The 25,975-nt window shown below is 68.0% G+C and carries 24 protein-coding genes and 1 tRNA gene; 13 read left to right on the top strand and 12 right to left on the bottom strand.

Features of this window, described 5'->3' with window-relative positions; genetic code table 11:
• Window positions 1-40: 40 nt before the first annotated feature.
• The gene (locus ASF54_RS08590) at window positions 41-889 is read left to right on the top strand and encodes a DNA-methyltransferase (protein ID WP_055960906.1); all 849 of its coding nucleotides are present in this window, start codon (window positions 41-43) and stop codon (window positions 887-889) included.
• Here ASF54_RS08590 and ASF54_RS08585 read toward each other — a convergent pair.
• The gene (locus ASF54_RS08585) at window positions 886-1,389 is read right to left on the bottom strand and encodes a flavin reductase family protein (RefSeq protein ID WP_055960904.1); all 504 of its coding nucleotides are present in this window, start codon (window positions 1,387-1,389) and stop codon (window positions 886-888) included. The two genes, ASF54_RS08590 and ASF54_RS08585, sit on opposite strands and share 4 nt — an antisense overlap.
• A gap of 326 nt (window positions 1,390-1,715) precedes the next feature.
• Complete coding sequence (locus ASF54_RS08580; RefSeq protein ID WP_235480980.1) at window positions 1,716-3,563, bottom strand: MDR family MFS transporter; 1,848 nt, start codon at window positions 3,561-3,563, stop codon at window positions 1,716-1,718.
• Between the two features lie 224 nt (window positions 3,564-3,787).
• On the opposite strand from ASF54_RS08580, the gene ASF54_RS08575 reads away from it, so the two are divergent.
• Window positions 3,788-4,675, top strand: a complete 888-nt coding sequence (locus ASF54_RS08575; protein ID WP_055960900.1) for an amidase domain-containing protein — start codon at window positions 3,788-3,790, stop codon at window positions 4,673-4,675.
• A 121-nt stretch (window positions 4,676-4,796) separates the two neighbouring features.
• Here the strand turns inward: ASF54_RS08575 and ASF54_RS08570 are convergent, their stop codons facing one another.
• From ASF54_RS08570 to ASF54_RS08535, 8 genes are all read right to left on the bottom strand, one after another.
• Window positions 4,797-5,345, bottom strand: a complete 549-nt coding sequence (locus tag ASF54_RS08570) for a hypothetical protein (RefSeq protein ID WP_055960898.1) — start codon at window positions 5,343-5,345, stop codon at window positions 4,797-4,799.
• The gene (locus ASF54_RS08565) at window positions 5,342-6,670 is read right to left on the bottom strand and encodes a DUF58 domain-containing protein (RefSeq protein WP_055960896.1); all 1,329 of its coding nucleotides are present in this window, start codon (window positions 6,668-6,670) and stop codon (window positions 5,342-5,344) included. Before ASF54_RS08565 ends, ASF54_RS08570 begins: the two co-directional genes overlap by 4 nt.
• On the bottom strand, window positions 6,667-7,680 hold the full coding sequence (locus tag ASF54_RS08560; protein ID WP_055960894.1) for an AAA family ATPase: 1,014 nt from the start codon (window positions 7,678-7,680) through the stop codon (window positions 6,667-6,669). The genes ASF54_RS08565 and ASF54_RS08560 overlap by 4 nt, the downstream gene beginning before the upstream one ends.
• A complete protein-coding gene (locus ASF54_RS08555; RefSeq protein ID WP_055960892.1) occupies window positions 7,677-8,171 on the bottom strand; it encodes a hypothetical protein in 495 nt (164 codons plus the stop codon). Before ASF54_RS08555 ends, ASF54_RS08560 begins: the two co-directional genes overlap by 4 nt.
• Window positions 8,168-8,959: a DUF4129 domain-containing protein gene (locus ASF54_RS08550; RefSeq protein WP_055960889.1), complete on the bottom strand. Its 792-nt coding sequence runs from the start codon at window positions 8,957-8,959 to the stop codon at window positions 8,168-8,170. The genes ASF54_RS08555 and ASF54_RS08550 overlap by 4 nt, the downstream gene beginning before the upstream one ends.
• Window positions 8,960-9,060: 101 nt before the next feature.
• Window positions 9,061-9,855 carry a hypothetical protein gene (locus ASF54_RS08545; protein ID WP_055960887.1) on the bottom strand — a complete coding sequence of 265 codons (795 nt, stop codon included), beginning with the start codon at window positions 9,853-9,855 and terminating at the stop codon, window positions 9,061-9,063.
• A gap of 47 nt (window positions 9,856-9,902) precedes the next feature.
• The gene (locus tag ASF54_RS08540) at window positions 9,903-12,221 is read right to left on the bottom strand and encodes an HAD-IB family hydrolase (protein WP_055960885.1); all 2,319 of its coding nucleotides are present in this window, start codon (window positions 12,219-12,221) and stop codon (window positions 9,903-9,905) included.
• Entirely contained in the window at window positions 12,218-13,039 is an 822-nt protein-coding gene (locus ASF54_RS08535) for a hypothetical protein (protein ID WP_055960884.1), read from the bottom strand. The genes ASF54_RS08540 and ASF54_RS08535 overlap by 4 nt, the downstream gene beginning before the upstream one ends.
• 77 nt (window positions 13,040-13,116) lie before the next feature.
• Here ASF54_RS08535 and ASF54_RS08530 point away from each other — a divergent pair, with 77 nt between their 5' ends.
• The 4 genes from ASF54_RS08530 (at window position 13,117) to ASF54_RS08515 (ending at window position 16,979) form a co-directional block, all read left to right on the top strand.
• Entirely contained in the window at window positions 13,117-13,896 is a 780-nt protein-coding gene (locus tag ASF54_RS08530) for an SDR family NAD(P)-dependent oxidoreductase (RefSeq protein WP_055960882.1), read from the top strand.
• Window positions 13,893-14,795: a lysophospholipid acyltransferase family protein gene (locus ASF54_RS08525; protein WP_235480979.1), complete on the top strand. Its 903-nt coding sequence runs from the start codon at window positions 13,893-13,895 to the stop codon at window positions 14,793-14,795. The genes ASF54_RS08530 and ASF54_RS08525 overlap by 4 nt, the downstream gene beginning before the upstream one ends.
• Window positions 14,792-16,501, top strand: a complete 1,710-nt coding sequence (locus tag ASF54_RS08520) for an FAD-binding oxidoreductase (protein ID WP_326934332.1) — start codon at window positions 14,792-14,794, stop codon at window positions 16,499-16,501. Before ASF54_RS08525 ends, ASF54_RS08520 begins: the two co-directional genes overlap by 4 nt.
• A 169-nt stretch (window positions 16,502-16,670) precedes the next feature.
• The gene (locus ASF54_RS08515; protein ID WP_157510087.1) at window positions 16,671-16,979 is read left to right on the top strand and encodes a hypothetical protein; all 309 of its coding nucleotides are present in this window, start codon (window positions 16,671-16,673) and stop codon (window positions 16,977-16,979) included.
• A 390-nt stretch (window positions 16,980-17,369) separates the two neighbouring features.
• Here ASF54_RS08515 and pgm read toward each other — a convergent pair whose 3' ends face one another.
• Window positions 17,370-18,989, bottom strand: a complete 1,620-nt coding sequence (gene pgm, locus ASF54_RS08510) for a phosphoglucomutase (alpha-D-glucose-1,6-bisphosphate-dependent) (RefSeq protein WP_055960878.1) — start codon at window positions 18,987-18,989, stop codon at window positions 17,370-17,372.
• 131 nt (window positions 18,990-19,120) lie between these two features.
• On the opposite strand from pgm, the gene pheA reads away from it, so the two are divergent.
• Window positions 19,121-20,107 carry a prephenate dehydratase gene (gene pheA / locus ASF54_RS08505; RefSeq protein ID WP_055960876.1) on the top strand — a complete coding sequence of 329 codons (987 nt, stop codon included), beginning with the start codon at window positions 19,121-19,123 and terminating at the stop codon, window positions 20,105-20,107.
• 116 nt (window positions 20,108-20,223) lie between these two features.
• Here the strand turns inward: pheA and ASF54_RS08500 are convergent, their stop codons facing one another.
• Window positions 20,224-21,240, bottom strand: a complete 1,017-nt coding sequence (locus ASF54_RS08500) for a diacylglycerol/lipid kinase family protein (protein ID WP_084816050.1) — start codon at window positions 21,238-21,240, stop codon at window positions 20,224-20,226.
• Between the two features lie 128 nt (window positions 21,241-21,368).
• Between ASF54_RS08500 and serS the strand changes: the two genes are divergently transcribed.
• The 6 genes from serS to ASF54_RS08470 all read left to right on the top strand — a co-directional run bounded on the left by serS (window position 21,369) and on the right by ASF54_RS08470 (window position 25,967).
• Window positions 21,369-22,634: a serine--tRNA ligase gene (gene serS / locus ASF54_RS08495; protein WP_055960873.1), complete on the top strand. Its 1,266-nt coding sequence runs from the start codon at window positions 21,369-21,371 to the stop codon at window positions 22,632-22,634.
• Complete coding sequence (locus ASF54_RS08490) at window positions 22,631-23,506, top strand: HAD family hydrolase (protein ID WP_235480977.1); 876 nt, start codon at window positions 22,631-22,633, stop codon at window positions 23,504-23,506. Before serS ends, ASF54_RS08490 begins: the two co-directional genes overlap by 4 nt.
• Window positions 23,507-23,690: 184 nt before the next feature.
• A tRNA-Ser gene (locus ASF54_RS08485) sits at window positions 23,691-23,775 on the top strand.
• Between the two features lie 31 nt (window positions 23,776-23,806).
• Window positions 23,807-24,508, top strand: a complete 702-nt coding sequence (locus ASF54_RS08480) for a histidine phosphatase family protein (protein ID WP_055960871.1) — start codon at window positions 23,807-23,809, stop codon at window positions 24,506-24,508.
• Between the two features lie 125 nt (window positions 24,509-24,633).
• On the top strand, window positions 24,634-25,197 hold the full coding sequence (locus tag ASF54_RS08475) for a DUF3090 domain-containing protein (protein WP_055960867.1): 564 nt from the start codon (window positions 24,634-24,636) through the stop codon (window positions 25,195-25,197).
• Window positions 25,194-25,967, top strand: coding sequence for an SCO1664 family protein (locus ASF54_RS08470; RefSeq protein WP_055960864.1), 774 nt, complete (start codon window positions 25,194-25,196; stop codon window positions 25,965-25,967). Before ASF54_RS08475 ends, ASF54_RS08470 begins: the two co-directional genes overlap by 4 nt.
• Window positions 25,968-25,975 lie beyond the last annotated feature (8 nt).

The following is a 25,975-nucleotide window of genomic DNA, read 5'->3' as shown; positions in this document are numbered from 1 at the left end:
GGTGGTCGGCCCTGACACCGCAGACGGCCACAATAGGGGGATGCCCGTTAGCTGGACCCCCGAGTCACCCGATCTCGTCGTCCACGGCGAGAATCTCGACGTTCTTCCCGCCCTCCCCGACGGCGCTTTCTCGGTGGTCTACCTCGACCCGCCGTTCAACACCGGTCGGAGCCAATTCCGTCACGAGACGCATTCCGTCCGCGGGTCGCGCACCGGAGCGGTGACCGGCTTTAAGGGCGTCCAGTACGAGCGCATCCGTGGCGATCTGATGAAGTACGACGACCGCTTCGACGACTACTGGTCGTTTCTCGAACCCCGGCTCGCCGAGGCCTGGCGCCTGCTCGCCGACGATGGAACCCTCTACCTCCACCTCGACTACCGCGAGGCGCACTACGCCAAGGTGCTGCTCGACGCGCTCTTCGGTAGGGCGTCTTTTCTCAACGAGATAATTTGGGCCTACGACTACGGCGCCAAGAGCCGCAGCCACTGGCCGACGAAGCACGACACGATCCTCGTCTACGTGAAAGACCCGGCGAAGTATCACTTCGATTCGACAGCCGTCGACCGCGAGCCCTACATGGCGCCGGGGCTGGTCACTCCCGAGAAGGCGGCACGCGGAAAGCTGCCGACCGACGTCTGGTGGCACACGATCGTGTCGCCGACGGGTCGAGAGAAGACGGGGTATCCGACTCAGAAGCCTCTCGGAATCTTGCGCCGCATCATTCAAGCGTCGACCCGCGAGGGCGACTGGGTGCTCGATTTCTTCGCAGGATCCGGCACGACCGGCGCTGCGGCCGCCGAACTGGGGCGGCGCTTCGTCCTGGTCGACGGCAACGCCGAGGCCATCGACGTGATCCGCAAGCGCCTGCCCGGCGCGACCTTCGTCTAGGCCGTCTTCAGAAGCTGCTTGAAAGCAGACCCGTGGAAGACGAGCGGCTCGACGCTCGCGTCGGCGTAGAGGCCCGTGACCTCGAGCAGGATCAGCGTGTGGTCGCCGGCCGGGTACTCGGCATAGGCCTTCGTCTCGAGCCACACCGGGGAACCCTTGACGAACAGGGCGCCCTGCTCGCTGGTCTCGAGCTCGAGGTTCTCGAACCGGGTCGCCTTGTCTTTCGCCGCGATCTGCCGGGCGGTCTGTCCGTGCGTCTCGCCGAGCACCGAGATGCCGATCCGCTCGGCGCGCTTCAGCACCGGCCAGGTGGTCGAGGTGTTCTGCACGGAGAACAGCACCAGGGGCGGATCCATCGAGACGCCCACGGTGAACGACGACGCGACGAGACCCTCTCGCGCGCCCTCGATCTCGGCGGCGAGGGCGACGACGCCGGACGGGAAGTACGAGAACGTGGTCCGCAGAAGCTGCGGATCCGGGGAGTACGGGGTGAGAGCCATGGAACGTCCTTCGCGAGTCGGTTGCTCCATGCTGTCACTCGATTGTTGAATCTAGATTTCGCGGGCCGCTAAATGACGCGCTGTTTCGTTACGTTCTGATTGCGCCGGACCGCGACGTGCGACGTCCTGAGTTCAGGTGCGTGGCCGACGGCAGCAGGGCGAATGCACCTGAATTCAGGATCCGGCAGCCGCAGCTGAATCCGCCGTGCACCTCAACTCAGGCGCACGCGCCCCGCCGCATCCGCCGCATCTGCCGCCTGTCGCGAACCAGCTACGCCCCGGCCGCTCTAGGAGTAGGCCGGGGCGTCGTTCGCGAGCCGAGATCGTCAGTGGTGTGAGGTCGAGCTGTCGGATCCTGGGAGCCGGATGCTTCCGGTGTCGGGCGAGACCGGCGAGCCCATCGTGTTCGCGGCGGACTGCGCGGCCAGGGCGGCCCGATCGGTCTCTTCGGCGTCACGCGCGTCGGATGCCGCAGCGTCGGTGGCGTCCTGGTGGGCCGCTTCGTCGAGGGCCGAGCGCGTACGGAGCGGTGCCGGGCGGAGGAAGAAGCTCAGCACGAATGCCACGGCCACGACCACCAGCGAGATAGTGAAGACCGTCACTGTCGCGTTGGCGAATCCGTCGAGGAACGGCGCCTTGAGAGCCAGTGCCGCCTTGTTAAGGAACGACGTGTCGCCGTTGAGGGCGTTGCCGAGAGCCGAGGTGTCGCCCGACGCGGCCTTCTTGAGCAGCCCGATGAGACTCGAGTTGTTCGGGTCGGCGAGCACCGACGGGTCGGCGAGGGCCTTCTGCTGGGCGGCGGCGAGCGTCTTGTCTTGGAACGACTCCGGAATCGTCGTCGAGAGACGGGAGAACAGCACCGAGAAGAGCACCGCTGTGCCCAGGGTTCCGCCGATCTGACGGAAGAACGTCGACGACGACGTGGCCACACCGATGTCGCGCGGTCCGACCGAGTTCTGCGAGGCGAGGGTGAGCGTCTGCATCAGCTGGCCGAGACCGAGACCGACCAGCACCATGCCGATCGAGAGGTAGTACCAGGGCTTGTCGTAGCTCACCTGCGAGAACCAGGCGAAGCCGAGGATCATGAACGCGGTTCCGATCGGCGGGAACATCTTGTACTGCCCGGTGCGCGAGATGATCTGACCGGAGACGATCGACGAGATCATGAGGCCGAGGATCATCGGGAGCATCTGGAAGCCCGACTCGGTGGGGGTCGACCCGTTGACGAGCTGCAGGTAGAGCGGCACGGTGAGGAGCGCACCGAACATGCCGAAACCGACCAGGACGCCGAGGATGGTCGCCATCGAGAAGGTGCGGCTCTTGAAGAGCTTCAGCGGGATCAGGGCGGCGTCGCCCATCATGCGCTCGGCGACAATGAAGGCGATGATGCCCAGCCCGCCGATGACGTAGCAGACCCAGGCGTTGAGCGAGCCCCAGCCCCAGATGCGGCCCTGCTCGGCGACCAGCAGGAGCGGCGCGGCCGACACGATGACCATCGCGGCGCCCCACCAGTCGATGCGGATGTTGTCTTTGCGGCTCTGACCGGGGATGTGCAAGAACCGGCCCACGATGAAGAGCGCGACGACACCGATGGGCACGTTCAGGAGGAAGACCCAGCGCCATCCGGTGATGAAGAGGATCTGGTCCGCACCGGCGAAGAGACCGCCGATCAGCGGGCCGATGACGCTCGAGATACCGAACACGGCGAGGAAGTAGCCCTGGTACTTCGCGCGCTGGCGAGGAGCGAGGATGTCGCCCATGATCGCGAGTGGGAGGGCCATGAGGCCACCGGCACCGAGGCCCTGCAGGCCGCGGAAGGCGGCGAGCATGTACATCGAATCGGAGAACGACGCGGCGGCCGACCCGAGGATGAAGATCGCGATCGCGATGATGAACAGCGGTCGACGACCGAAGAGGTCGGAGAGCTTTCCGTAGATCGGCGTCGAGATCGTGGAGCAGATCAGGTAGGCGGTGGTGACCCAGGCCTGGTGATCGAGACCGTGGAGGTCGTCGCCGATGGTGCGGATCGCCGTTCCGACGATGGTCTGGTCGAGCGACGACAGGAACATACCTGCCATGAGGCCGAAGATGACGAACAGGATCTGCCTGTGGTTCATCAGGCCCTGCTTCTCGACGGGTGCCGTTTCTGGTGCGGCTGTATCTGCCCGGGACATGTGACTCTCTCTGGTGCTGTGGCGATGACTGGTGCGGTGGCGGCCGGCGGTGCGGTCGCGCAAATCTTTGCGTGCGGTGCAAATTTACATGACTGCCAGGAATTTGACCACGCGAGCGCTGGGATCCTTGGCCCGAATGGCCTGGGCAGAGACCAGGGGGCGCAAAACCGTCGGTGATAGCCTGGCGCCCGCCGAACGGCGTCGAAACGAGTGGAGTCTGCTGCATGCCGAGAAGGATCGCCCCCACCCTGATCGTGACGGTGGTCGCCGTGTCACTCCTCGCTGGCTGCACGGCCGGGTCGAACGGAGTGAGCGCACCCGCCACCCTCGGCCAGGGCACTCCCAGGGCGTCCGCCACACCGGCAGCCGCCGCCGTCTCGAAGGTCTCGCCCGTCGTGGGCGGAGTCACGGGCGGCACCACGATCACTCTCACGGGGTCGAACCTCGGTGCCGTCGATCGCGTCAAGATCGGCAGGCAAGACGCAACCGATGTGAAGGTGGTCAGCGACTCCAAGGTGACCGCGGTCGTTCCGCGATCGGTCGACTACCAGCCGGCGAGTGGCGACGTCGTCGCGTACGCCGGGTCGAAGGCGGTCAGCGCCGCCGCCACCGCGTCGTACACCTGGAAGGTCTCGTCGGGCGTCGACCGCGAGATGCAGTACGCGTTCGCGCACTGGAACGCCCCGACCTACAACGCCTCGTACCTCGACTTCAACTCGGTCGGTGGCGACTGCCAGAACTTCGTCAGCCAGGCGCTCGATGCCCGGGGCCTCGCGCAGAATGACTCCTGGCACTACAACTCGTCGGGTCACAGCGAGACGTGGGGGTACGCACCCGCCTTCGACAACTACCTCAAGGCCAACCCCTCGCTCGGGTTCACCCCGCTCACGGCCGACCAGCGCTCTCAACTCTCGGTCGGCGATCTCGCGTACTTCGACTGGAACAACAACGACGTTCCTGACCACGTGATGATCGTCTCCGCCATCGACGGCTCGAAGATCTCGCTCGTCGGGCACAACCTCGACTACGACTACCGCGACCTCGACACGGCGATCACGAAAGATCACCCGGGCGCCAAGGTCTGGTTCTACAAGGTGCCCGCCTCGCTGTAGCTGGGTGCCTGGGTCACGTGCCGTGACGCACCCCCGTTCGGCCTGATCGGGCCCGGCATTTGGGGGTTGTCTGGCCAACCGGGGGCGCCTCGCCCATCGAGTTGGGCCTTGCGAGCGGCCGTCAGCGCGCGGGCCGCAGCAGCAGGGGTGCTGCGACGGCCGCGAGAGCGAGTGCGGCGATCGCGCCGACGAGCCCGAGCCACACCGAGCCCGCCTCAGCGCCGGCCGGGCGGATGAGCGCGAGCACCGCGAAGGCGACGATCTGCGCTGCCACCTGCACGACCAGATAGCGGAGCAGCGGGCGCCGCAGCACAGCGAGCTGCACTGAAGCCCGGCGGGGGAGCCACGCAGACAAGGATCCGACAGCGACCAGCAGGTGCCCCGCTGCCAGCAGCCCGATCAGCGGTGGCGCGTAGCCGGGCCGACCGCCCGCCACCAGCGCGACCGCGAGCAGCACGATCAGTATCGCGGCGAAGGGGCCGCGGGGCACGGCCGCTGCACCGAGCGCAAGCAGCAGGGCCACCACGAGCCAGCCGCTCACCCCGAGCACGAGGAAGCCGGCGCCCGCTCCGGCGATGAACGTCAGCGCGGAGAGGGCGAGGGCGGGAACGGTCGGTCCGATGTCGGGAAAGCTCGTGGGCGTCGCACGGCCCCGGTTCGTGTCGCTCATCGGATCCGCCGCGGGCGGGTGAGGGCGCGCAGTCGCACGGCTGGCACGGCGGAGCCGGGAGCGGCATCCCAGCGGACGGGCTCGACGCCGGAGGCTGTCATGCCGTCGAGACGACTGGTGCGTTCGAGCATCAGAAGCTGGAACGCGGTGCGCTCCTCGCGGCTTGCGGCGGCCACGTCGACCTGGGGCAGCGTGTCGATGGCAAGAACGCGATGGCCTGTCGAGGCCCAGGTCACCGCCATGGTGGCTGCGAGGTCGTCGAGGAACGACGAGATCACGACCACGAGTGCCGAGGCGGGGACGATGGGCGTGCGGGTCGTCTTCACGGGGCGCCCGGTCGGAGCCGCGGTGGCGATTGTGGTCTGGAGGCGCTGCAGATGCCGCGTGCCGCCCCCGGGCTCCACCGAGCGCGCCGTGCCGGCGAGGTCGCGCATCCCGACCCGATCGCCCGCTGCAAGATAGGCAGAAGCCAATGAGGCCGCCGCTTCGCGAGCGAGGTCGAGAGACGTCGTGGAGGTCAGGGGCCCTTTTGACCCGGACCACCGAGAGATGTCGGCGCTCACCTCGTCTCGGTCGTCGATGACGAGCATGACGATCGCGTCAGCTGTCGAGAACGTCCGGCGGACGTAGAGGTCGCCGGGGAGCTGCGCCCTCCGGGCAGTGACCTTCCAGTCGATTCGCCGGAGCCGATCGCCCGGTGCGAAGAGCGCGACATCGCGGAACTCGCCGCCATCGCCCGGCGTCGCGGAGTCGTGAGCCCCGGTGATGCCCACCACTCTCTGGGGCAGCGGAAGGCTGTCGATGGGGAGTCGCGGCGGTGGCACCAGACGGGAGCTTGCGGGGCCCGCGTCGGGTGAGGTGAAGGCGGCGCCGGCGGCGCCCAGCGCCGAGTAGTGCAGCCGCAGGATCTCTTGCGGCCCGGAGTGCGTGACCGCCACTTTTCCGATGAGGCGCCTCGCGGTTTCGGGGGTGACAGCGAATCGGTGCGTCGTTCCGTCGGCGGTGGCGAGGACGACGGCGAGGGCGTCGACATCGGCGGAGAGGTCGAATCGGGTGTCGTAGCCGACACCGGTGGCATCCGTGTCGGGCGCCAGCCGTGTGGTGGTCGTCACGACCTCGGAGCGGCGTGGCCTCCGCTCGACCCCGAACGCCACGATGGCGAAGAGTGGGAGGGCGATCAGGGCGAACTCGGGGCGGGAGGTGACGAGGGCGAGGCCTGCCAGGAGCGCGGCGGCAGCGGCGGCGTACCCGACCGCCGGATTGAGCGACCAGCGTGGCCGCAGTGAGGTGCGGTCGGCGTGCCCGCCGGGTCGGGCGTCGCTCATCGAGGAGTCGAGGAGTCGACGGGGTCGGTTGCCCGGCCCACGGCCGGAGGCCCGGCGACCCGCGAGACGATCGAGCCGATGACCTGGGCGGCGTCGACGCCATTGGCCCAGGCCTGGGGGGTGAGCGACACCCGGTGCGCGAGGACGGGGATGGCCGCCGCCTTGACGTCTTCGGGCGTGACGAAATCGCGGCCGTCCATCACGGCGCGAGCTCGGCCGACGAGCATGAGACCCTGGGCGCCGCGAGGGGAGGCGCCGACCTGGATGTCGCGGTTCTCGCGGGTCGCGGTGGCGAGGTCGACGCAGTAGAGGGCGATGTCGGGATCGACGTGCACGCCCTCGACCGTGGCCTGCATGGCGAGGAGCGTCTCGGGGTCGATGACCGCGTCGATCCGCCCGACTTCGCGGCGTCGCGCCACACGGCTGAGGAGGACTCTCTGCTCGCCCTCGCGGCTCGGGTAGCCGACCGAGAGGCGCACCATGAACCTGTCGAGCTGCGCCTCGGGCAGGGCGTAGGTGCCCTCGTACTCGATGGGGTTGGAGGTCGCGATGACGTGGAACGGATGGGGGAGCGGGAAGCTCTGGCCTTCGACCGTCACCTGGCCCTCGGCCATCGCTTCGAGTAGGGCGGACTGCGTCTTCGGGGAGGTGCGGTTGATCTCGTCGGCGAGGAACAGGCCCGTGAAGACCGGGCCCGGGCGGAAGAGGAACTCCGACGTGGCGGGGGCGTACAGGAACGAGCCGGTGATGTCGGCGGGGAGAAGGTCGGGCGTGCACTGGAGACGACGGAAGTCGAGACCGGTCGCCTGCGCGATGCTCCGGGCTGCCAGGGTCTTGCCGAGCCCGGGGACGTCTTCGAAGAGAACGTGGCCACCCGCGAGGATGCTGGCGAACGCGAGCTCGAGCGGCTCGCGCATGCCGACGACGAGCTCGCCGACCTCGTCGAGCACTCGCCTGCTGAGCGAGGCGACCTCGGCGATGGAGAGGGATGCGGGGGCGGAGGTGGTCACGTGTGCCTCTCGGTAGGCGACCCGAGTGCCTCGATGGCATTCAGGAGGCGGGTGAAGGAGATCAGGTCGAGATTCGTGGCGCGCGGCACCAGGAGTGTGCGCACGACGCCGGGTGCCAGGATCTTCTCGATCTCGGGTCGGTCGCCCGGATCGAGGAGATCGAGGCCGTAGAGAAAGAGCAGTCGATGCCGGGCCGCCTCGCGGGCCCTCGCGACGGTGCGGTCTTGGACGCCGCCGCGGGTCTTCATCGACCAGCTGAGCTCTTCGACGTCGAGCCGCGCGCCCGGGGTTCGCCGGATCGGCGGCTGAGGCCACGCAACGGCGTTCTCGCCGGCGAACGACTCCCAGGTCAGGCCGACGACGAGGAGGACGCCGAGGGCGACGACGGTGACGACCACGGAACCGACGACGTCGAGGCCGAAGAAGTAGACGATGGCACCCACGACGAGCGCTGCGACGGACGAGAGGATCAGGGTTCGGCGGAAGCTCACGCGTGACCGCCGTCGTCGGCAGGGTGGGCGGAACGCTCGGCCCATTGGGCCTCGAGGACGACGAGCGCCTGGCGTGCGGTGACGACGTCGGCAGGTGAAGCGACGGCGTCTCCGAATCGCACGGCGAGGTAGAGGCGTCGGAGCGTGCCGAGGGACTCCCCGTCGACCCCGGTCAGGCGGAGGATCCGGCTGGTGAACTCGGTCGGAGTCTCGGAGTCGAGGCGGGAGTAGCCGGCGTCTTCGGCGGCCTCCTGGAGGCCCAGCCAGGCGGCGACGATGGCGTCGTTCGGCGCGCGATCGCCGTCGAGGAGATCGAGGGCGAGGCGCAGGCCCCGGCGCAGATAGGGGGCGCTGGTCTCGATCGACGGGTCGTCGGCGAGGGGTGAGGGGTCGCTCAACTCGTCGAGCGACGCGGCGTTAGCGGCAGGCCGATCGCGGCGACGGGAGCGCCACCACCGGATGACCACGACCGCGAGGGCGAGGGCGGCGAGGCACGCCACGACGACGACGAGCCAGGTGAGGTCTGGCGTGGATGCTCCGCTGGTCGCCGGAGGCGATGCCGTGGGGTTGTCAGCCGGCTGCGACGGAGGGGCGGGCGGTGTGGCGGTGGGGAAGGCCCCGAGGCTCCAGCGCGGGCCGGAGAATCGGAGTTCGCCACCGAAGGCGCTGCCGATAACGACGAGGAGACCGAGCACGACGGCGAGAATGCCCGCGACCGGAAGCCGACGCGCACCCGAGTTGGGACGCGGTCGTGCGTCCCTCTCGGGTAGCTCGGTGTCGGTGGGCATGGATTCGACGCTAGTCGATTCCGACCGGGGGCTCTGCGGCATAGGTCAGCCCTGTGGACAACTCGTCCGCGCTGGAAAGACCGCCTGCGTGGAGGAAGGCGCTACGCCGCCACGCCGAGGCCGTCGAGGGCCTTCTCGAAGATGGTCAGGCCCTGCATGCCGGGAAGGCTCGCGATGTTGTTGTCGAGCTTCTTCATCTCTTTGCGCCCCTCGACGCCGCCCATGATCTGGCCGAAGACGAACTGGACATCGTCGCGCTCCATGATGCTCGAGCCCACCGGGGCCCAGAATTTCGAGAGGAGGAGGCGGGTGAGCTTCTGAGCACGCTTGCTCTTGAGGAGGCGCTCGCGAGCCTGCGAGACGTAGAAGGCGACGTGCCGTGTCTCTTGCTTGGCGATGCGCCGCAGCAGCTCGCCCAGCACGGGGTCGGTCTCGAGGTCGGCCATGCGCTTGTAGGCGCTCACGGCAGACCACTCATTTGCGGCACCCCACGACATGTGGACGGCGACGAAGTCGCTGCCGACGATCTTGCCGAGCATGGACTGCTTGATGGGGTCGAGGCGGTCGCGCCAGCCGAGCTTGAGGCGGGAGGCGCGGAGGGCGTCGTAGTCGACGGTGATTCCGTGGACGGCCAGGACGGCGCCCAGGGCCTCGCCATGCCAGAACTCCTCGCGGTTCCACATCGTCATGAACGTCGAGATCTCGCCGTCTTTGTGCGACGGGGTCGTGAGCAGATCGCGGGTGTAGCAGACCGTGTGGTACTCGACGTCGGCCATGTAGCGGAGGGTGCGGAGCGTCTCGGGCGAGAGGGGGTTTTCGCGGAAGTGCTCGAGATCGAGGTCGTCCCAGCCCAGGCGCTCAGAGCCTGCAGCGTACTTGTCGATATCGAATGCCATCGTATGTCGGAAGAGGCATATCCCTCTTCCACTCCTCTCGGGTGTGCCTAGTCGGTGCCGCCTGCGGGGGTCTCTCCCGCTGACCTCAGGTGACTCGAGGTTAGCTGGATCGGCCCGCGCTTCCAATCGCGGATTCTCCACTTTCTTCGGAGGGCTTCACGAGAAAGATTGGAATCCGGGTTGACGGCGCTTGGATTTCCGAGCATTTCGAGCCAGACGAGGTCGGCGTGACTATCACCGTAACCGTACGAAGCTGAAAGATCGACACTGTTCCGCTCGGCGTATTGGCGCAGCCAGGCTGCTCGCGCCTCGTCGACCACCGGGGGCTGAGCGAGGTATCCGGTGTAGATGCCGTCACGGGCATGCATCGTCCCGGCGACCACCTCGTCGAAGAGGTGAGCGAGAGGCGAGACGAGCGTTCCGATGGAGCCCGTGACGAGCACGGTGCGGTGCCCGGCGGCGCGGTGGGCGGCGATGCGCTCGAGTGCTTCAGGCATCGTGTGCTTGAGAAGCGTCTGGGCGTATCCGCGAGCCACGACCTCTTCGAGGCGGGTCACGGGCATGCCCTCGTATCGACGGAGGAACGCGCGAATGAACTCGCCTCGATCGCGCTGTTCGGCGCGAAGGTAGCCCGGAAGCGACGCGAGGAGACTCGCCACCTCGGCGGGCCAGGCCGCCTTGCCGAAGCCGGAGCCGCGCACCCAGAGGTACTGCTCGACGATGTTCGAGTCGACGACGGTGCCCTCGAGATCGAAGATCGCCACGACGTCTTTGCGTCGGGGCAGCTCGCGGTCGAGCGCAGGGCCGGACGAGGCGGGCCGAACGCTGAACGCCCGGGTCATCGTCGTGACCGCGGGGAAGTGCACGGTCTGGAAGTAGTCCTCCCACTGGATGTCGGCCATGTCGAAGCCGATGTCACCCGACACCTCGGCCGGCTGGGTGGCGACGAGAGCGGCCTGAAGCGCCTTCGTGCGGCGATCGTCGAAGATGATCTCCGACTGGATGTAGTGGCGATAGAGATCGGTCAGACTCTGCAGTGATTCGAGGTCGGCGCGGCGACGATCGACCCCGGCGAGGGCCTCGCGCGTCCGGTCGGTGGACGGCAGCCGCAGAAAGACCGATTCGCGCGCATCATTGAGACGTGCCTGGAGTCGGACCGCCCGCTCGACCTTGCGCCCGCCCGGAAAGCGCCAGGTCGCGGCGGCAATGGAGCCGCTGTCGGCGGTCGGCAGCGGGTTGGCCGTGAAGAACATGCTGAGGTTCGTGAACATCCGGTGGATCGGCAGCGGATTGCTGGCGCCCGACGACACGTGGAAGAACTGCGGCTCGCCAGCGGCCGCGGGGTTGGACGCGACCAAGACGATCACGTTGACGACGAAGTCGACCGGCACCACGTCGAGGACGCTGTCGGGCACGCCCGGGAACTCGGGGAGCATGCCACGGCCGTAGGCCATGATCAGCGGGTCGGCGACCTTGAAGCCGTCGATCCAGCCCGGGTACGGGTGGCGGAGCGCGCTCTCGACGATCGCCGGGCGCACGAACGACAGGCGGTGACCGCGAGCGGCCCACATCTGCTCGGCCGCGCGCTCGGCGAAGGCCTTCGTGAGCGTATAGACGTCGGTCCAGCCGAGGCTCTCGGCGCGGGCGCGACCGTGGTCGACGAGTTTCGCCTTGACCCAGGCCACGCGGCGCTCCTCGGCCTCGCGCGACACCGCGAGGGGGCCTTCTTTGCCGTGCTTGGCTCGGGCTTCGGCGATGAAGCGGCGCAGCACCTCCGGCTGGCGCGACGACAGCTCGACGCGGGAGCGGGCGGCACGGGCGGCCTCGAACTCGGTGCGCCAGTCGACCTCGTGGGTGAGAGATGCCTCGGGGAAGATGCCCTTGCGGAGGCCGCCGACGTAGGCGGTCGAGACGTGGACGACATGCGGGTCGGTGCCCGAGGCGATCAGCGCCTCGTACAGGCCGACGGCACCGCCGACGTTCGTCTCGAAGGCCTGGTCGATGGGCGGGTCGAACGAGACGCTCGACGCGGAGTGGATCACGACGTCGAGGTCGCCCGGCAGCTCGGGTACCGCGTCGAGACCGCCTTCGAGCACGTTCAGCCGGTTCAGGATCGCGTCTTCGACTCCGTCGGGGCCGACACTCTCGCGCCAGGAGGCGAAGACGGGCTTGCGCAGTACATGACGAAGACGGTCGACGCCCGAGGTGCTCCCCTTGGTGCGGATGAGCAGGGTGATCCTGGTGCCCGGGTGGCTCGCGAGGAGCCGTTCGAGGATCGCCTGACCGACGAAGCCGGTGCCGCCGGTGAGGAACACATGCGAGGATCCGAGGTCGGTCGAGAAATCGGGAAAGTCGAGTGCGCTCACGGGGTCAGCTTCTTTGCGGTCGTCTGGCCGATGCGCGCATCCATGCCGGGGAGAGAGGCGACGCGGCGCCCGATGTCGTCCGCACGAGCCGAGCCGTCGGATCCTGAGAAGACGAATGCCTCGAACCGGTCGCGGTCGGCGGCGGCGCGCTCGACCCCGCCGATGGGCCAGGCCGCCGTTGCGAGAGCCGCGCGCGTCTGACGGGCGGCGCGCTTGGAGTCGCTCAGGCGCCACTCGGTCTCGTCTGCGAAGAAGGCCTCGTGTCGTTGCTTGATGATCTGGATCCTGCCGATCGTGTCGCGGAGCGCGGGCGAGTCGGTCGTCGCGCGGAGATGATCATATGCCGCGCGGAGAATCCACTCGTCGACCAGTCCGAGGGTCATGTGGGTGGCCACGATGGGGGCGCCGAGACCGACGGCGGCGATGGCGCGTCGGATCGGACCGGAGCGCTGGATCGCCTCGTCGGCACCCGTGCGGGGAGGCCCCTCGTCGACGTTGCGGGTGCGATCGAGACCGTGCGCGCCGAGAACGGCGTCGAGGGCGTCGGCCATCCAGAACTTCTCGAATGCCCAGGTGACGAGGAACGCGGTGACGCGGGCGTCTTTATGGGTCGCCGTGACGAGCAGGTTGCGCAGGTGCTCCATGGTCGCTGCCTCGAGCCTCGACAGATAGCGGACCAGCTCGAGGGTCTCGGCGTCGAGGGGATGCGCCTCGTACGAGGTGAGGTCGAGGTCGGCACGGAAGTTGCCCTGCGCCGTCCGTGTGAACTCACGGATGTCGAAGGGGCCTGCCGCCTCGGAATTCGGGCTGTCGGTCATGAAACGTGTGCCTCCGGAGGGGGTCTGAGCCGGGATCGATGCGCGAATCTCCCCGTAGGCACCGTATCGTAAGCGGCATGGTTGTAGCGCTCGTGACCGGGGGCACGTCCGGCATCGGAGCCGAATTTGCCCGCCAGCTCGCACACAGGGGATACGACCTCGTTCTCGTCGCTCGAGACGAGGCGAGGCTTGCGTCGACCGCTGACGACCTCCGCGGTCTCGGCGTGGGCGTCGAGCTCTTTCCGGCCGACCTCTCGCAGCGCGCAGACGTCGACCGCGTGGCGGCACGGCTCGAGGATCCAGCCCGGCCGATCGATTTCCTGGTGAACAATGCCGGTTTCGGCATGCACATCCCCTTGACCTCGCACGACGTCGAGGGTCTCGATCTCGGTTTCGAGGTCATGTGCCGAGCAGTGCTCGTGCTTTCGGCCGCGGCGGCACGCTCGATGCGTGATCGCGGAGAGGGCCGCATCGTCAACGTCTCCTCGACGGCGGGCCTGCTCGCGATGGGGGCCTACTCGGCGATCAAGGCGTGGGTCACGTCGTTCTCGGAGGGGCTGGCCGTCGAACTGAAGGGGACGGGCGTCACTGTCACCGCCGTCCTGCCGGGCTGGGTGCGGACGGAATTCCATCAGCGCGCCGCCATTCGCACGTCGAGCATCCCAAACTCCCTCTGGCTCGACGCCGAACAACTGGTCACCGCGTGTCTGCGCGACGTCGACAGGGGCAAAGTGATCTCCATACCCACCATTCGGTACAAAGTGCTCGTCGGGTTGCTCCGTCACGCACCGAAGAGCGCCGTGCGAGGCGTCTCGGCGGCGATCTCGTCGGGCCGCAAGAAACCGGTGGAGGCATGAGCGTGGAGGAGTCGAAGGGCGAACGCCCGGATCCTGAGGCCCTGCCCGAGGAGAAGGCCGCCGATGGGTCGGAGCCGACCGCGGCCTCGGTGATCGGGGCGGTGGCCGGCCGGGTCAACGACACCGCGGCCGACGTGCGGGGTCGTCTCGGCGAAGCGGCGGAAGACGTCCGCGACCGGTTCAATTCGCGTATGCACGCCTCGGTGCGCTTCGTGGCCCAGCGCTGGGTGATGAAGCCGACGATCTGGTCGATCACCGACGTGACGGTCATCGGACGGGAGCGGCTGATCGGTCTCGAGGGCGGCTTCGTGCTCATCGCGAACCACTCCAGCCACCTCGACGCGCCGCTCATCGTGAGTGCCCTGCCGCGCAAGCTCTCGCGCTACCTCGCGACCGGAGCGGCCGCCGACTACTTCTTCGACGTCTGGTGGCGTCGCGGCCTGACCTCCCTCTTCTTCAACGCGTTCCCGATTCAGCGGGGTGGCCGTCGCGATTCGAAGAAGCGCGCCAAGCCCGCCCGAGAGAACCCCTCCGTGAGTGCGGTCTCGTTGCTCCAGCGGGGCTTTCCGGTGCTGGTGTTCCCCGAGGGCACGCGCTCCAAAGACGGCGAGATGGGATCGTTCAAGCCGGGCGCCGCTCGTCTCGCGGCAGCCTGTGACGTTCCCATCGTGCCTCTCGCCCTGATCGGGGCCAATATCGCTCACCCTCGCGGAGCGCACTGGCCGCGCCCCGGCCGCCTCCCCGTCGGCGTCGCATTCGGAGATCCGATGCGCCCTGAGCCCGACGAGACCGCTATCGCTTTCTCGACACGTCTCCGCGACGAGATTCTTCGCATTCGAAACCAGTACTCGGCCGATATCCTCGGTCAGTCCGATCCGTCCAAAGGAGTCCGCCCGTGACCGACCTGAAACCCCGCCAGACGTCCGCCCCCGACGAGGGGCCCGACGTCAAGCACATGAAGTGGTGGGGCTGGGGTGTCGAGGGGGTCGCCTTCCACCACGAAGACAAGCCCGCGTTCGCTCCGTTCGTGAAGAAGATGGTCGGCGTCGACCTGCACTCCGATGAGATCACCGCCGTTCCGGCCTTCGACGATCTCGAGATCCCCGCCTCGCGCATCACCGCCGACGTCTCGAGCGCCCTCTCGCTGATCGTCGGCGAAGGCCACGTCGTGCTCGGCGACATGGAGCGCGTCGTCCACACCTACGGCAAGAGCATTCGCGACCTGATCCGGATCCGCAACGGCGTCTTCCCGCGCACCCCCGACGCCGTCGTCTATCCGGCCACCGAGTCGGAGATCGCCAAGATCGTGACCGCGGCCGTCGAGCACGACCTGGTGCTCATCCCCTTCGGCGGCGGCAGCAACATCGTCGGTTCGCTCGAGCCCATGCCCATCGAAGAGCGCATCGTCATCTCGCTCGACATGGGGCGCCTCGACCGCGTGCTCGACATCGACGACGACGGACGCATCGCGCGCATCCAGGCCGGAGCGCAGGGCCCGGCCATCGAAGAGCAGCTGAACGCCAAGGGCTGGACCCTCGGCCACTTCCCTGACAGCTTCACCCACTCGACCCTCGGCGGCTGGGTCGCGACCCGCTCCTCGGGCATGCAGTCCGACAAGTTCGGCGACATCGCCGACATCACCAAGGGCCTGCGCATGGTGCGGCCCGACGGCGTCGTCGTGATCCGCGCCGTCCCGTCGGCATCGACGGGCCCGTCGCTTCGCGAGATGATCATCGGATCCGAAGGACGCCTCGGCATCATCACCGAGGTCACCGTCCAAGTGCACCGCATCCCCGAGAAGCGTGAGATCCTCGCCTACTTTTTCCCCACCTGGGAGGCCGGCCTCCAGGCCATGCAGGCGATCGCCGAGAGCGACGCGAACCCCTCGATCACACGTGTGTCGAACGAGTTCGAGACCGAGATGTCGCTCGCGACGTCGAAGGCCAGCAAGGGCATCTCTTCTCTCCTCAACCAGGGCGTGCAGAAGTTCATGAAGCTGAAGGGCTGGGATCTCTCGAAGATCTGCCTGTCGTTCATCGGCTACGAGGGCTCCGACGAGCACGTCGACCGCAACGAGAAGCTGGTCGCCAAGATCGTCAAGAAGCACGGCGGCTTCGGCGTCGGCAAGGGCCCCGGCGTGCTCTACGACCAGAAGAAGTTCGACACCCCGTACCTCCGCGACTTCTTCCTCGACCACGGCGGCGCAGCCGACGTGTCCGAGACCGCTGCACCCTGGTCGAAGCTGCTCCCGCTGTACAACGGCGTCTACGCCGCGGCGAACCGCGCGTTCGAGAAGATCGGCGCGCAGGGCCTGATCATGGCGCACCTGTCGCACTCGTATCACTCGGGAGCGTGCCTCTACTTCACGTTCGCGTTCGAACACGGCGACCAGCCGCTCGAGCAGTACGACATCGTCAAGAAGGCGATCCAAGACGCCTTCATCACCGAGGGTGGCACGGTGTCGCACCACCACGGTGTCGGTCTCGAGCACGCCCCCTGGCTCGGCCAGGACGTCTCGCAGCCCGGCCTCGCGCTGATGCAGGGACTGCTCGACTCGGCCGACCCGAAGCGCAACTTCAACCCGGGCAAGGTGACGGGCAAGTAGTTCGGGGTTGCGCCTCTGGGTCGCTACGCCGCTACGGCTCGGCGCCTTTGCGCCGCACCACGTCTGACGGACTACCCCTCCTGCCGCGGCAGGTCGGGTAGTCCGTTTCGCGTTTGGAAGCGACGAGTTCCGTCGCGGCGCACCGTCTGGCATGAGGCAGACTGTCGGGATGCGCACCGCCAGTGGATCGAACGCCGACCGGAGCCGATTCACCGCGCTCGAACTCGAGTTGGCCGAGATCGTCGGGCAGTGGGATCCGATCGGCGTCGGCCCGGCGCGCGTCGCCGACGGCGAATACGACGATCTGGTGCGGCCGATCCTGATCGAGCTCGGCCATGGCGTGCGCGATCGGGCGCTGGCGGTCAAGATCGCAGGAGCGATCGACAGCGACTACGGCCTGGCGATGCGCGAGCAGCAGGCCCGCGGGGTCGCCGCAGACATCACCGCCTGGTGGGCGCAGCAGCCGAACGCTCTCTGAGCTGAGGTTCCCGGGGTCCGTCATCCGGGCCGGGTGCTCCTTTCGTTCAAGGACCGCAGGATCCGGCCCGCCCCCGCTGACTCCCGGCGTCAGCCGCGCGAGATGGCCTGATCTCCGCTCCCGCCTGCAGATTCCCGGCATACAGGCCATTTCGCGCGCCTCCTCCGCCCCCGCCGAGTGCCGCCAATTGCAGCTCGGCTGACCGCCACGCCCGCTTTGGCGCCACTCAGCGTCAGCCCGCCCGGCGTACCGAAGGTGACCCCGCCGAGTGCCGCCGAATGCAGCGCTGCTGACCGCCACGCGCGCATTTGGCGGCACTCGGCGCACCGCCAGAACGGCAGAGCGGAGCACCGCCAGAGCGGCGCACCCGCCCGACGAGCCGACCCCGAACTAGGCGCCGAGCGCCGCGTCGACGATCTCTTTCGCCTCGGCCTGCACGCGCTTCAGGTGCTCCGGCCCCTCGAACGACTCGGCGTAAATCTTGTAGACATCTTCGGTGCCCGACGGTCGCGCCGCGAACCACGCCTTCTCGGTCACGACCTTGAGGCCGCCGACCGCGGCACCGTTGCCGGGAGCCTCGCTGAGCTTCGCGATGATGGGGTCGCCCGCGAGCTCGGTCGCCGTGATGTCGTCGCCGCTCAGCTTGCCGAGTCGGGCCTTCTGCTCTTTCGAGGCGGCCGCGTCGATGCGCTGGTAGACCGGGTCTCCATACTTCCCGGTGAGCTCTTTGTAGAGCACCGACGGTGTCTTGCCGGTCACCGCGAGGATCTCGCTGGCGAGCAGGGCGAGGATGATGCCGTCTTTGTCGGTGGTCCAGACCGAGCCGTCGCGGCGCAAGAACGACGCCCCGGCGCTCTCCTCGCCGCCGAACGCGACGCTGCCGTCGACGAGACCGGGCACGAACCATTTGAAGCCGACCGGCACCTCCCAGAGGCGTCGACCGAGGGAGTCGGCGACCTTGTCGATGATCGACGACGAGACAAGCGTCTTGCCGATTGCGGCGTCGGCGCGCCAGTCGGGACGGTGGCTGTACAGGTAGTCGATGGCGACGGCCAGGTAGTGGTTGGGGTTCATCAGCCCCTCGTCGGGCGTCACGATGCCGTGGCGATCGGCATCGGCGTCGTTTCCGGTGACGATGTCGAACTCGTCCTTGCGCTCGACGACGCTCGCCATGACGGAAGCGCTCGACGGATCCATCCGGATCTTCTCGTCCCAGTCGAGGGTCATGAAGCGCCAGGTCGGGTCGACTCCGGGGTTCATCACGGTGAGGTCGAGGTCGTACGCGTCGCGGATGGCGGCCCAGTATTCGACGCTCGCGCCACCGAGCGGGTCGGCGCCGATGCGGATGCCGGCCTTCTTGATCGCCTCGAAGTCGATCACGTTGGCGAGGTCGATCACGTACCCGCGCAGGAAGTCGTGGCGCCCGGGGCTCACCATGCTCTTCTTCACCTCGACGTTGCCGCCGGCGATGATCTCGTTGGCACGGTTCGCGATCCACGACGTCGCGTCGCTGTCGGCCGGGCCGCCGTGCGGCGGGTTGTACTTGAAGCCACCGTCGCGAGGCGGGTTGTGGCTCGGCGTGACGACGATGCCGTCGGCCTGATCGGTGTGCTCGGGGTCGTTGTTGTAGACGAGGATCGCGTGGCTGATGACCGGCGTCGGCACATAGCCGCCCTCGGCGTCGGCGAGCACGGTGACCCCGTTGCCGGCGAGCACCTCGAGGGCTGTGCGCTCGGCAGGGCCCGAGAGCGCGTGCGTGTCGCGGCCGATGAACAGCGGCCCGGTGATGCCCTGCGCCGTGCGGTACTCGACGATCGCCTGCGTGATGGCGGCGATGTGAGCCTCGTTGAAGGCGGCGTCGAGCGACGAGCCGCGGTGACCGGACGTGCCGAACACGACCTTCTGCGAGGGGTCGGACACGTCGGGGATCAGCTCGTAATAGGCAGCCGAGACGGCCTCGGGGTTGATGAGGTCTTCGGGGGTGGCGTAGGTGCCGGCGCGATCGGTCATGTGAGCAATAGTGGCACTGACGGCAGACGTGTGTCGTGGTTGTCCACAGGTGGGGCGGCGGATCCTCGTGTCTGTCTTTGCTGGGGAGACAAGGATCCGTGGGCTCGTCGCCCTGCCCTAGGCTCTGAGCCATGTCAGCGATCGACCACGCCCCCGACCCGCTCGAGACCTACAGCTACCTGGGCCCGGCCGGCACCTTCACGGAGGCGGCGCTGAAGCAGGTTCCGGAGGCTCGGGGCAAGAGCTGGCGGAGCGTCAACAACGTGGGCGAGGCTCTGGCCGACGTCGTCGCCGGTCGCAGTGTGGCCGCCATGATCGCGATCGAGAATTCGATCGACGGAGGGGTCAGCGCGACGCAGGATGCCCTGGCCAACGTTCCGGGCCTGCGGATCGTCGGGGAGTATCTGGTCAAAGTCGACTTCGTGCTCGTGGCCCGACCCGGCACGAGGCTGGACGACGTCAAGGTCGTCAACGCGCATCCGGTCGCCTACGCGCAGACCCGGCTGTGGCTCGAGAAGGCGCTGCCCGACCACGGTCACCTGCCGGCCACCTCGAACGTCGCGGCCGCCGCCGCCCTGCTGCCACCGGTCGGCGCCGGCGAAGTCGTCGGCGGCCTGGCCGACGCGGCCATCGCCCCACCCGGAATCATCGAGCACTACCCGCTCGAGGTGCTCGCCGACGGGATCGGCGACAACCCGAATGCCGTCACCCGCTTCGTGCTCGTGGGGCGCGTGTCGGCTGTGCCGCCGGCCACCGGCTCCGATAAGACGTCGATCATCGCGGAGCTCCCCGACGACCGAGCCGGAGGTCTGCTCGACATGCTGGAGCAGTTCGCGACGCGCGGCATCAACATGAGTCTGCTCGAGTCGCGCCCCATCGGAGACGCCCTCGGCCGCTACCGATTCGTGATCGACCTCGACGGGCACATCCTCGACGAGCGGGTCGCCGACGCGCTGCTCGGGCTCAAGCGGTTCAGCCCGAACGTGATCTTCCTCGGCTCGTATCCGCGGGCCGATCGACGTGAGGTGACGGTCACGCCGCGGTACGACAACCAGGCGTTCGTCGAGGCGCGCGACTGGCTGCGGGGTCTCGTGGCGGGGGAGCCGGAGCAGCTCTAGTCGCCGCATTCGGCGAGGCGAAGCGAAGCGACGCGATTCGGCCGTACTGACCCGGCGCGCCAGGTCGCTTCGGCCGATCCGCGTCGGATCATGCCGCAGCTCCGCGCCGAGCAGCCCTACGCCGGGACGCGCACCCGCAGCGCCAGCGGGTCGATCCACGCGCGGATCGCCACCGCCATGCCGTGGGAGTCGCCGTCGAGCTCGAAATCCTGCGGGGAGTCAAGTCGCACGACGATCTCGGAGCCCTTCATATAGCGGACCGTCTTGAGGTCGGGCGCGAGCCGCATGATCTGACGACCCGCTCGAGAGCGCCGCAGAATCCCGTTCTCCCACACGATTTTGAGCCAGATGCCGACCCAGTCGATCTTGCGCTCGGGGCGAAGCGCGACGATGTCGAACACGCCGTCGTCCACGGCCGCGTCGGGAAGCAGCATCAGGTTGCCGGGCAGCAGCCCGCAGTTGCCGATGATGATCGTGTGGGTCTTCATCGTCTTCCGGCCGAGTCCGTCGAGGTCGTAGCGGATCGAGATGGAGTTGTTGTCGCGGAGGCTCTTCGCGATGGCGTCGACGTAGGCCAGCCAGCCGACGCGCGCCTTGAGCTTGTCGTTCGTGTTCGCCAGCATCTGCGCGTCGAGCCCGAGCCCGGCCATCACGACGAAGCACGAGCGGTCGCGCGTGCCATCCGGATTCTCGATGTCGACGACCCCGAGGTCGATCTGGCGTTCGACGCCGTTGAACGCAGTCGAGATCGCGTTGTCGAGGTGGTCGAGGCTGAGCTTGAGATTGCGCGCCAGCAGGTTGCCGGTGCCCGAGGGGAGCAACCCCAAAGCCGTCGAGGATCCGCGGAGCGCCTCGGCGACACAGCGCACCGTGCCGTCTCCGCCAGCCGCTATCACCATGTCGGCGCCGGCCTCCACCGCCTGGCGCGTGATGCCGCCGCCCGGGTCGTCGATCGAGGTCTCGTAATAGAGGGTTTCGCCCCAGCCGGCTTTCTGCTGGTGACGGCGCACCGACTTCTTGATGTCGGCGAGCGACACCTTGATGGGGTTGTACACGACTGCGGCGACCGGTCGGGGCGAGGCCGGGTGCATCTCGTCATCCCTTTCGGCGGTGGCGGGGGATGGGTGGCTCATGGCACAACCGTATTAGACCGGCGCCTCCGTCGTGTGGCGGGGGTGTTAACAGCGGCCACGACCACGACTTATCCACAGGTCGATCATCTCCGCCTCGACGCCGGGCGAGGACTCCTTAGACTGACTGGGTGATCGATCCCCAGCTCCTCCGCGACGCCCCCGACCGCATCAAGCAGAGCCAGCTCGCCCGCGGCGACTCCACCGAGGCCGTCGACGTCGCGCTCGCCGCCGATGTCGCGCGTCGGGCCGCGATTGCAGTCTTCGAAGACCTCCGCGCCGAGCAGAACGCTTTCGGCAAGACGGTCGCGAAGGCACCCAAGGAGGAGAAGAAAGAGCTCGTCGCCGAAGCGCAGAAGTTGGCTGCGCGCGTCAAGGAGGCCCAGGCGGCCTCGACCGCGGCCGACGAGGCGTTCGACGTCGCGATGCGCGGGGTCGCCAATCCGATCATCGAGGGTGTTCCTGCCGGGGGCGAAGAGAACTTCGTCACGCTCCGCACTCACGGCGAGCCGAAGACCTTCGACTTCGAGCCGCTCGACCACGCCGACCTCGGTGAGAAGCTCGGCGCGATCGACATCAAGCGCGGCACCAAGGTGTCGGGCTCGCGCTTCTACTTCCTGCGCGGCGTGGGCGCCCGCCTTGAGATCGGCCTCATGCACATGGCCCTAGACAAGGCCATCGCCGAAGACTTCACCCCCCTCATCACACCCACGCTGGTGCGGCCCGAGGTCATGGCGGGCACCGGGTTCCTCGGCTCGCACGCCGACGAGATCTACTACCTGCCCGCCGACGACCTCTACCTGACGGGTACCAGCGAGGTGGCTCTCGCCGGTTATCACGCCGATGAGATCCTCGACGTCTCGAACGGGCCGATCCGGTACGCCGGGTGGTCGACCTGCTACCGGCGCGAGGCCGGTGCTGCCGGCAAAGACAACCGCGGGATCCTGCGGGTTCACCAGTTCAACAAGCTCGAGATGTTCAGCTACATCCACCCCGATCAGGCGGAGGCCGAGCACGAGCGCTTGGTGTCGTTCCAGGAGCAGATGCTGCAGGCCTGCGAGCTCAGCTACCGCGTGATCGACGTCGCTGCCGGCGACCTCGGGTCGAGTGCCGCCCGCAAGTTCGACATCGAGGCGTGGGTGCCCACGCAGGGCACATACCGCGAGCTCACCTCGACTTCGAACTGCACGACGTTCCAGGCGCGACGCCTCGACACGCGCTACCGCACGGAGTCGGGCAAGACGGCGCCGGTGTCGACGCTCAACGGCACTCTGGCGACGACCCGATGGATGGTGGCGATCCTCGAGACGCACCAGCAGAAAGACGGGTCTGTCGTCGTGCCGGCAGCGCTGCAGCCTTACCTGGGCGGTCTCGAAGTCTTGGAGCCGGTCGCGTGAGCCGCGATTCGTCAGAGCCCCAGCTCTCGTTCTCCGTGCCCACCATCTCGCCCGCTCCTCGGCCGCGTCGTGATGACGCCTGGCTGGTCGCACTCGACGTCGACGGCACGATCATGACCGAGGGCGGGCAGATCAGCGATGCCGTGGCCGACGAGATCACGCGTCTCCGGCTCGACGGGCACGAAGTGATGATCGCCACCGGGCGCTCCGTCGCGATGACCCTGCCCGTGATCGAGCGTCTCGGTTTCGACTCCGACTACGTCGTCTGCTCGAACGGTGCCATGACCCTGGGGCGCGACGACACCTCCTCCGACGGTTACAAGACCGTTTTTGTCGAAGAGTTCGACCCGACCGAGGTGTTGACCACCATCGACGGTCGACTCGAAGGCGCGGGCTATGCCGTCGAAGACGCCCACGGCAACATGCTGTACCTCGGCGCGTTCCCCGAGATCGCCCTCACCCCGACCAGCCGCGAGGCCACGTTCGCCGAGCTCTGCGGCGTAGCGGCAACCCGCGTCGTCGTGATGTCGCCGTCTCACAGCCTCGACGAGTTCCTCGAGATCGTCGAGAGCATGGGCCTTCACAAGGTCAGCTACAACGTCGGGTGGACTGCCTGGCTCGACATCGCGCCCTTCGGCGTCACCAAGGCGACCGCGCTCGAGCGTGTGCGCACCTGGCTCGACATCCCGGCCGAGCGCGTCATGGCGGTCGGTGACGGCCGCAACGACATCGATATGCTCACCTGGGCCTCCCGTGCCGGTCGCGGCGTCGCCATGGGCCAAGCGCCCGACGACGTGCTCGACGTGGCATCCGAGCGCACGGGCAGCGACGTCGACGACGGTCTCGCGTCGGCGCTTGCCACCCTGCGCTAGTCGGTCCGTTCGAAAGGCCCCGCGGTGAGGTGCTCCTGTCAAAAGGAACGTCACGGCCGTGCCTTCCTGCCTGCAAGGTCAGACCTGCTGCGATCTCCTCCTGGGCCGAACACTGGTCCTCTTGAAGGGAGCGGCGGGCACGTCGGATAAGATCGTCATGGTCGCGACTCGAGGGTCGCGCCCGGGAGGGCTGTCCGAGCGGCCGATGGAGCTTGTCTTGAAAACAAGTGGGCAGAGATGTCTCGTGGGTTCGAATCCCACGCCCTCCGCACCAGCAGACCAGAAGCCGGAGTCGATCAAATGGCCACAGTGATCCTCGTCCGGCACGGGCGCACCACCGCGAACGCGAGCGGCATCCTCGCCGGGCGCACCGCCGGCGTGAGACTCGACGACGTGGGCCGCAAGCAGGCCTTCCGCACCGCCGAGCGCCTGTCCGATGTTCCCCTCGTCGGCGTGGTCTCGAGCCCTCTCGAGCGGTGTCGTCAGACGACCAAGTTCGTCGTCGAGGCGCAGCGAGCCCAGGGTTTCGACCCACAGACGCCGCTCGACCGAGCGATCACCGAGTGCGACTACGGCGACTGGCAGGGCAGGCCGCTCAAAGAACTGGCGAGCGAGAAACTCTGGTCGGTCGTGCAGTCGCAGCCGTCGGCAGCCGTTTTCCCGGGCGGGGAGTCGATGCAGGTGATGCAGGCGCGATCGGTGGCGGCGATCCGTCGGCACGACGCCGCGTTCGAGGCCGAGTTCGGGCCGCAGGCGGTGTGGGCGGCAGTGAGTCACGGCGACATCATCAAGTCGATCTTGGCGGATGCCCTCGGCATGCATCTCGATCTGTTCCAGCGCATCAGCGTGGGCCCGGCCTCGGTCTCGATCATCCGCTACGGGTCGAGCCGCCCCGAGGTCATGGCGACGAACACCGACTCTGGCGATCTGAGCTGGCTTCGCGTCGCCAAGCCGGACGCCGACGCCGCAGTCGGAGGCGGCGCGGGGCACCCGGCCGCCTGAGACAGGCCGTTCGGCCAGCGCGGCGGGCCACTCGGGCACCCGCCAATCACGCTGCAGGTGCTCGTGAAACTCGACCGTCAACCCGACTGCGAACCAGTGTCGGCGGACGCTCGTAGGATGACAGCATGCCCACAATCGTCCACGGATTCGACTGGCCCGACCGGCTGGTGGTCGGCACAATCGGCCAGCCCGGAGCCCGTTCGTTCTACCTCCAGGCCCGCGCCGGTTCGCGAGTCACCAGTGTCGCGCTCGAAAAGCAGCAGTCCGAGCTTCTCGCGGCGAAGATCGACGAGATCCTCGACGAGCTGATGGTCGCCGAGGGCAACCCGATCACGATCCCCGCCACGACGCCGATCGAGCTCGTCGACAACGAGCCGCTCGACCAACCCGTCGAACCCGAATTCCGCATCGGGGCGATCACGTTGGGGTGGGATCCCTCGACCGCCCAGGTCGTCATCGAGGCGTACCCCTACGACGACTCCGAAGACGGCTTCGACGACAGCGACGAGTTGGGCGAGGCGACCCCGCCGAGCGAGGTGCTTCGGGTCAAGATCCCCGTGGGCACTGCGCGGGCATTCGCCAAGCGCACGATCGAGGTCGTGGGTGCCGGTCGGCCGCTCTGTCCTCTGTGCGCGACCCCGATGGATCCTGAAGGGCACACCTGCCCTCCGCTCGACGACCTGCTGTGACCACGAACGCCGTCGAACCGCCGGTCGGTGAGCTCGAGCTCGCCGGCCGCATCCGAACGGCGTCGAACGCCACCTTCCTCGGCACCATCGGCGAGACGGCCGTCGTCTACAAGCCCATCGCCGGCGAAAAACCGCTATGGGACTTCCCTGACGGCAACCTCGCCCACCGAGAAGTCGCGGCCTACGTGGTCTCAGAGGCGCTCGGGTGGAACATCGTGCCGCACACGTGGCTAGGCCAGGGCCCGCTCGGCGAAGGCATGGTGCAGCTCTGGCAAGACATCGATCCCGAGCAAGACCCGGTCGACCTCGTTCCGACCGACGCCGTGCCGGGCGACGGGTGGCGTCACGTCTTCGACGGTGACGACGAGGAAGACCGGCCGGTGTCGCTGATCCACGAAGACACTGTTGCGCTCCGTCGCATGGCCGTGTTCGACGTGCTGGTCAACAACGCCGACCGCAAGGGGGCGCACGTCTTGGCGATGCCGGGCGGCCACCGGTACGGCGTCGATCACGGCCTCACCTTCCATGTCGAGCACAAGCTCCGCACGGTGCTGTGGGGGTGGATCGACGACGAACTCAGCGACGACGAGCGGGCAGGCGCCACAAGGATCCGTGAGGGTCTCGGCGGCGAACTCGGCACAGCGCTCGACGGGCTGCTCAGCGTGCGAGAGGTCGACGCGCTCGCCGCCCGCTGCGATCGTCTTCTCGCCCGGGGTCGGTTCCCGGCGCCGCACGGGCACATGCCGGCCGTGCCCTGGCCTCTGTTCTGAATCCGTTT

The sequence above is a fragment of the Frondihabitans sp. Leaf304 genome, assembly GCF_001423105.1.
Taxonomy (GTDB): domain Bacteria; phylum Actinomycetota; class Actinomycetes; order Actinomycetales; family Microbacteriaceae; genus Frondihabitans.
The sequence above is the reverse complement of the archived record's forward strand: the minus strand, read 5'-3'. Positions and strand labels throughout refer to the sequence as shown.

What these genes read in the sequence shown, in the direction of transcription:
- ASF54_RS08590 (WP_055960906.1), top strand. Translation starts at nt 41, where the DNA reads ATGCCCGTTAGCTGGACCCCCGAGTCACCCGATCTCGTCGTCCACGGC.
- ASF54_RS08585 (WP_055960904.1), bottom strand. Translation starts at nt 1,389, where the DNA reads ATGGCTCTCACCCCGTACTCCCCGGATCCGCAGCTTCTGCGGACCACG.
- ASF54_RS08580 (WP_235480980.1), bottom strand. Translation starts at nt 3,563, where the DNA reads ATGTCCCGGGCAGATACAGCCGCACCAGAAACGGCACCCGTCGAGAAG.
- ASF54_RS08575 (WP_055960900.1), top strand. Translation starts at nt 3,788, where the DNA reads ATGCCGAGAAGGATCGCCCCCACCCTGATCGTGACGGTGGTCGCCGTG.
- ASF54_RS08570 (WP_055960898.1), bottom strand. Translation starts at nt 5,345, where the DNA reads ATGAGCGACACGAACCGGGGCCGTGCGACGCCCACGAGCTTTCCCGAC.
- ASF54_RS08565 (WP_055960896.1), bottom strand. Translation starts at nt 6,670, where the DNA reads ATGAGCGACGCCCGACCCGGCGGGCACGCCGACCGCACCTCACTGCGG.
- ASF54_RS08550 (WP_055960889.1), bottom strand. Translation starts at nt 8,959, where the DNA reads ATGCCCACCGACACCGAGCTACCCGAGAGGGACGCACGACCGCGTCCC.
- ASF54_RS08545 (WP_055960887.1), bottom strand. Translation starts at nt 9,855, where the DNA reads ATGGCATTCGATATCGACAAGTACGCTGCAGGCTCTGAGCGCCTGGGC.
- ASF54_RS08535 (WP_055960884.1), bottom strand. Translation starts at nt 13,039, where the DNA reads ATGACCGACAGCCCGAATTCCGAGGCGGCAGGCCCCTTCGACATCCGT.
- ASF54_RS08530 (WP_055960882.1), top strand. Translation starts at nt 13,117, where the DNA reads ATGGTTGTAGCGCTCGTGACCGGGGGCACGTCCGGCATCGGAGCCGAA.
- ASF54_RS08525 (WP_235480979.1), top strand. Translation starts at nt 13,893, where the DNA reads ATGAGCGTGGAGGAGTCGAAGGGCGAACGCCCGGATCCTGAGGCCCTG.
- ASF54_RS08515 (WP_157510087.1), top strand. Translation starts at nt 16,671, where the DNA reads ATGCGCACCGCCAGTGGATCGAACGCCGACCGGAGCCGATTCACCGCG.
- pgm (WP_055960878.1), bottom strand. Translation starts at nt 18,989, where the DNA reads ATGACCGATCGCGCCGGCACCTACGCCACCCCCGAAGACCTCATCAAC.
- pheA (WP_055960876.1), top strand. Translation starts at nt 19,121, where the DNA reads ATGTCAGCGATCGACCACGCCCCCGACCCGCTCGAGACCTACAGCTAC.
- ASF54_RS08500 (WP_084816050.1), bottom strand. Translation starts at nt 21,240, where the DNA reads ATGAGCCACCCATCCCCCGCCACCGCCGAAAGGGATGACGAGATGCAC.
- ASF54_RS08480 (WP_055960871.1), top strand. Translation starts at nt 23,807, where the DNA reads ATGGCCACAGTGATCCTCGTCCGGCACGGGCGCACCACCGCGAACGCG.
- ASF54_RS08475 (WP_055960867.1), top strand. Translation starts at nt 24,634, where the DNA reads ATGCCCACAATCGTCCACGGATTCGACTGGCCCGACCGGCTGGTGGTC.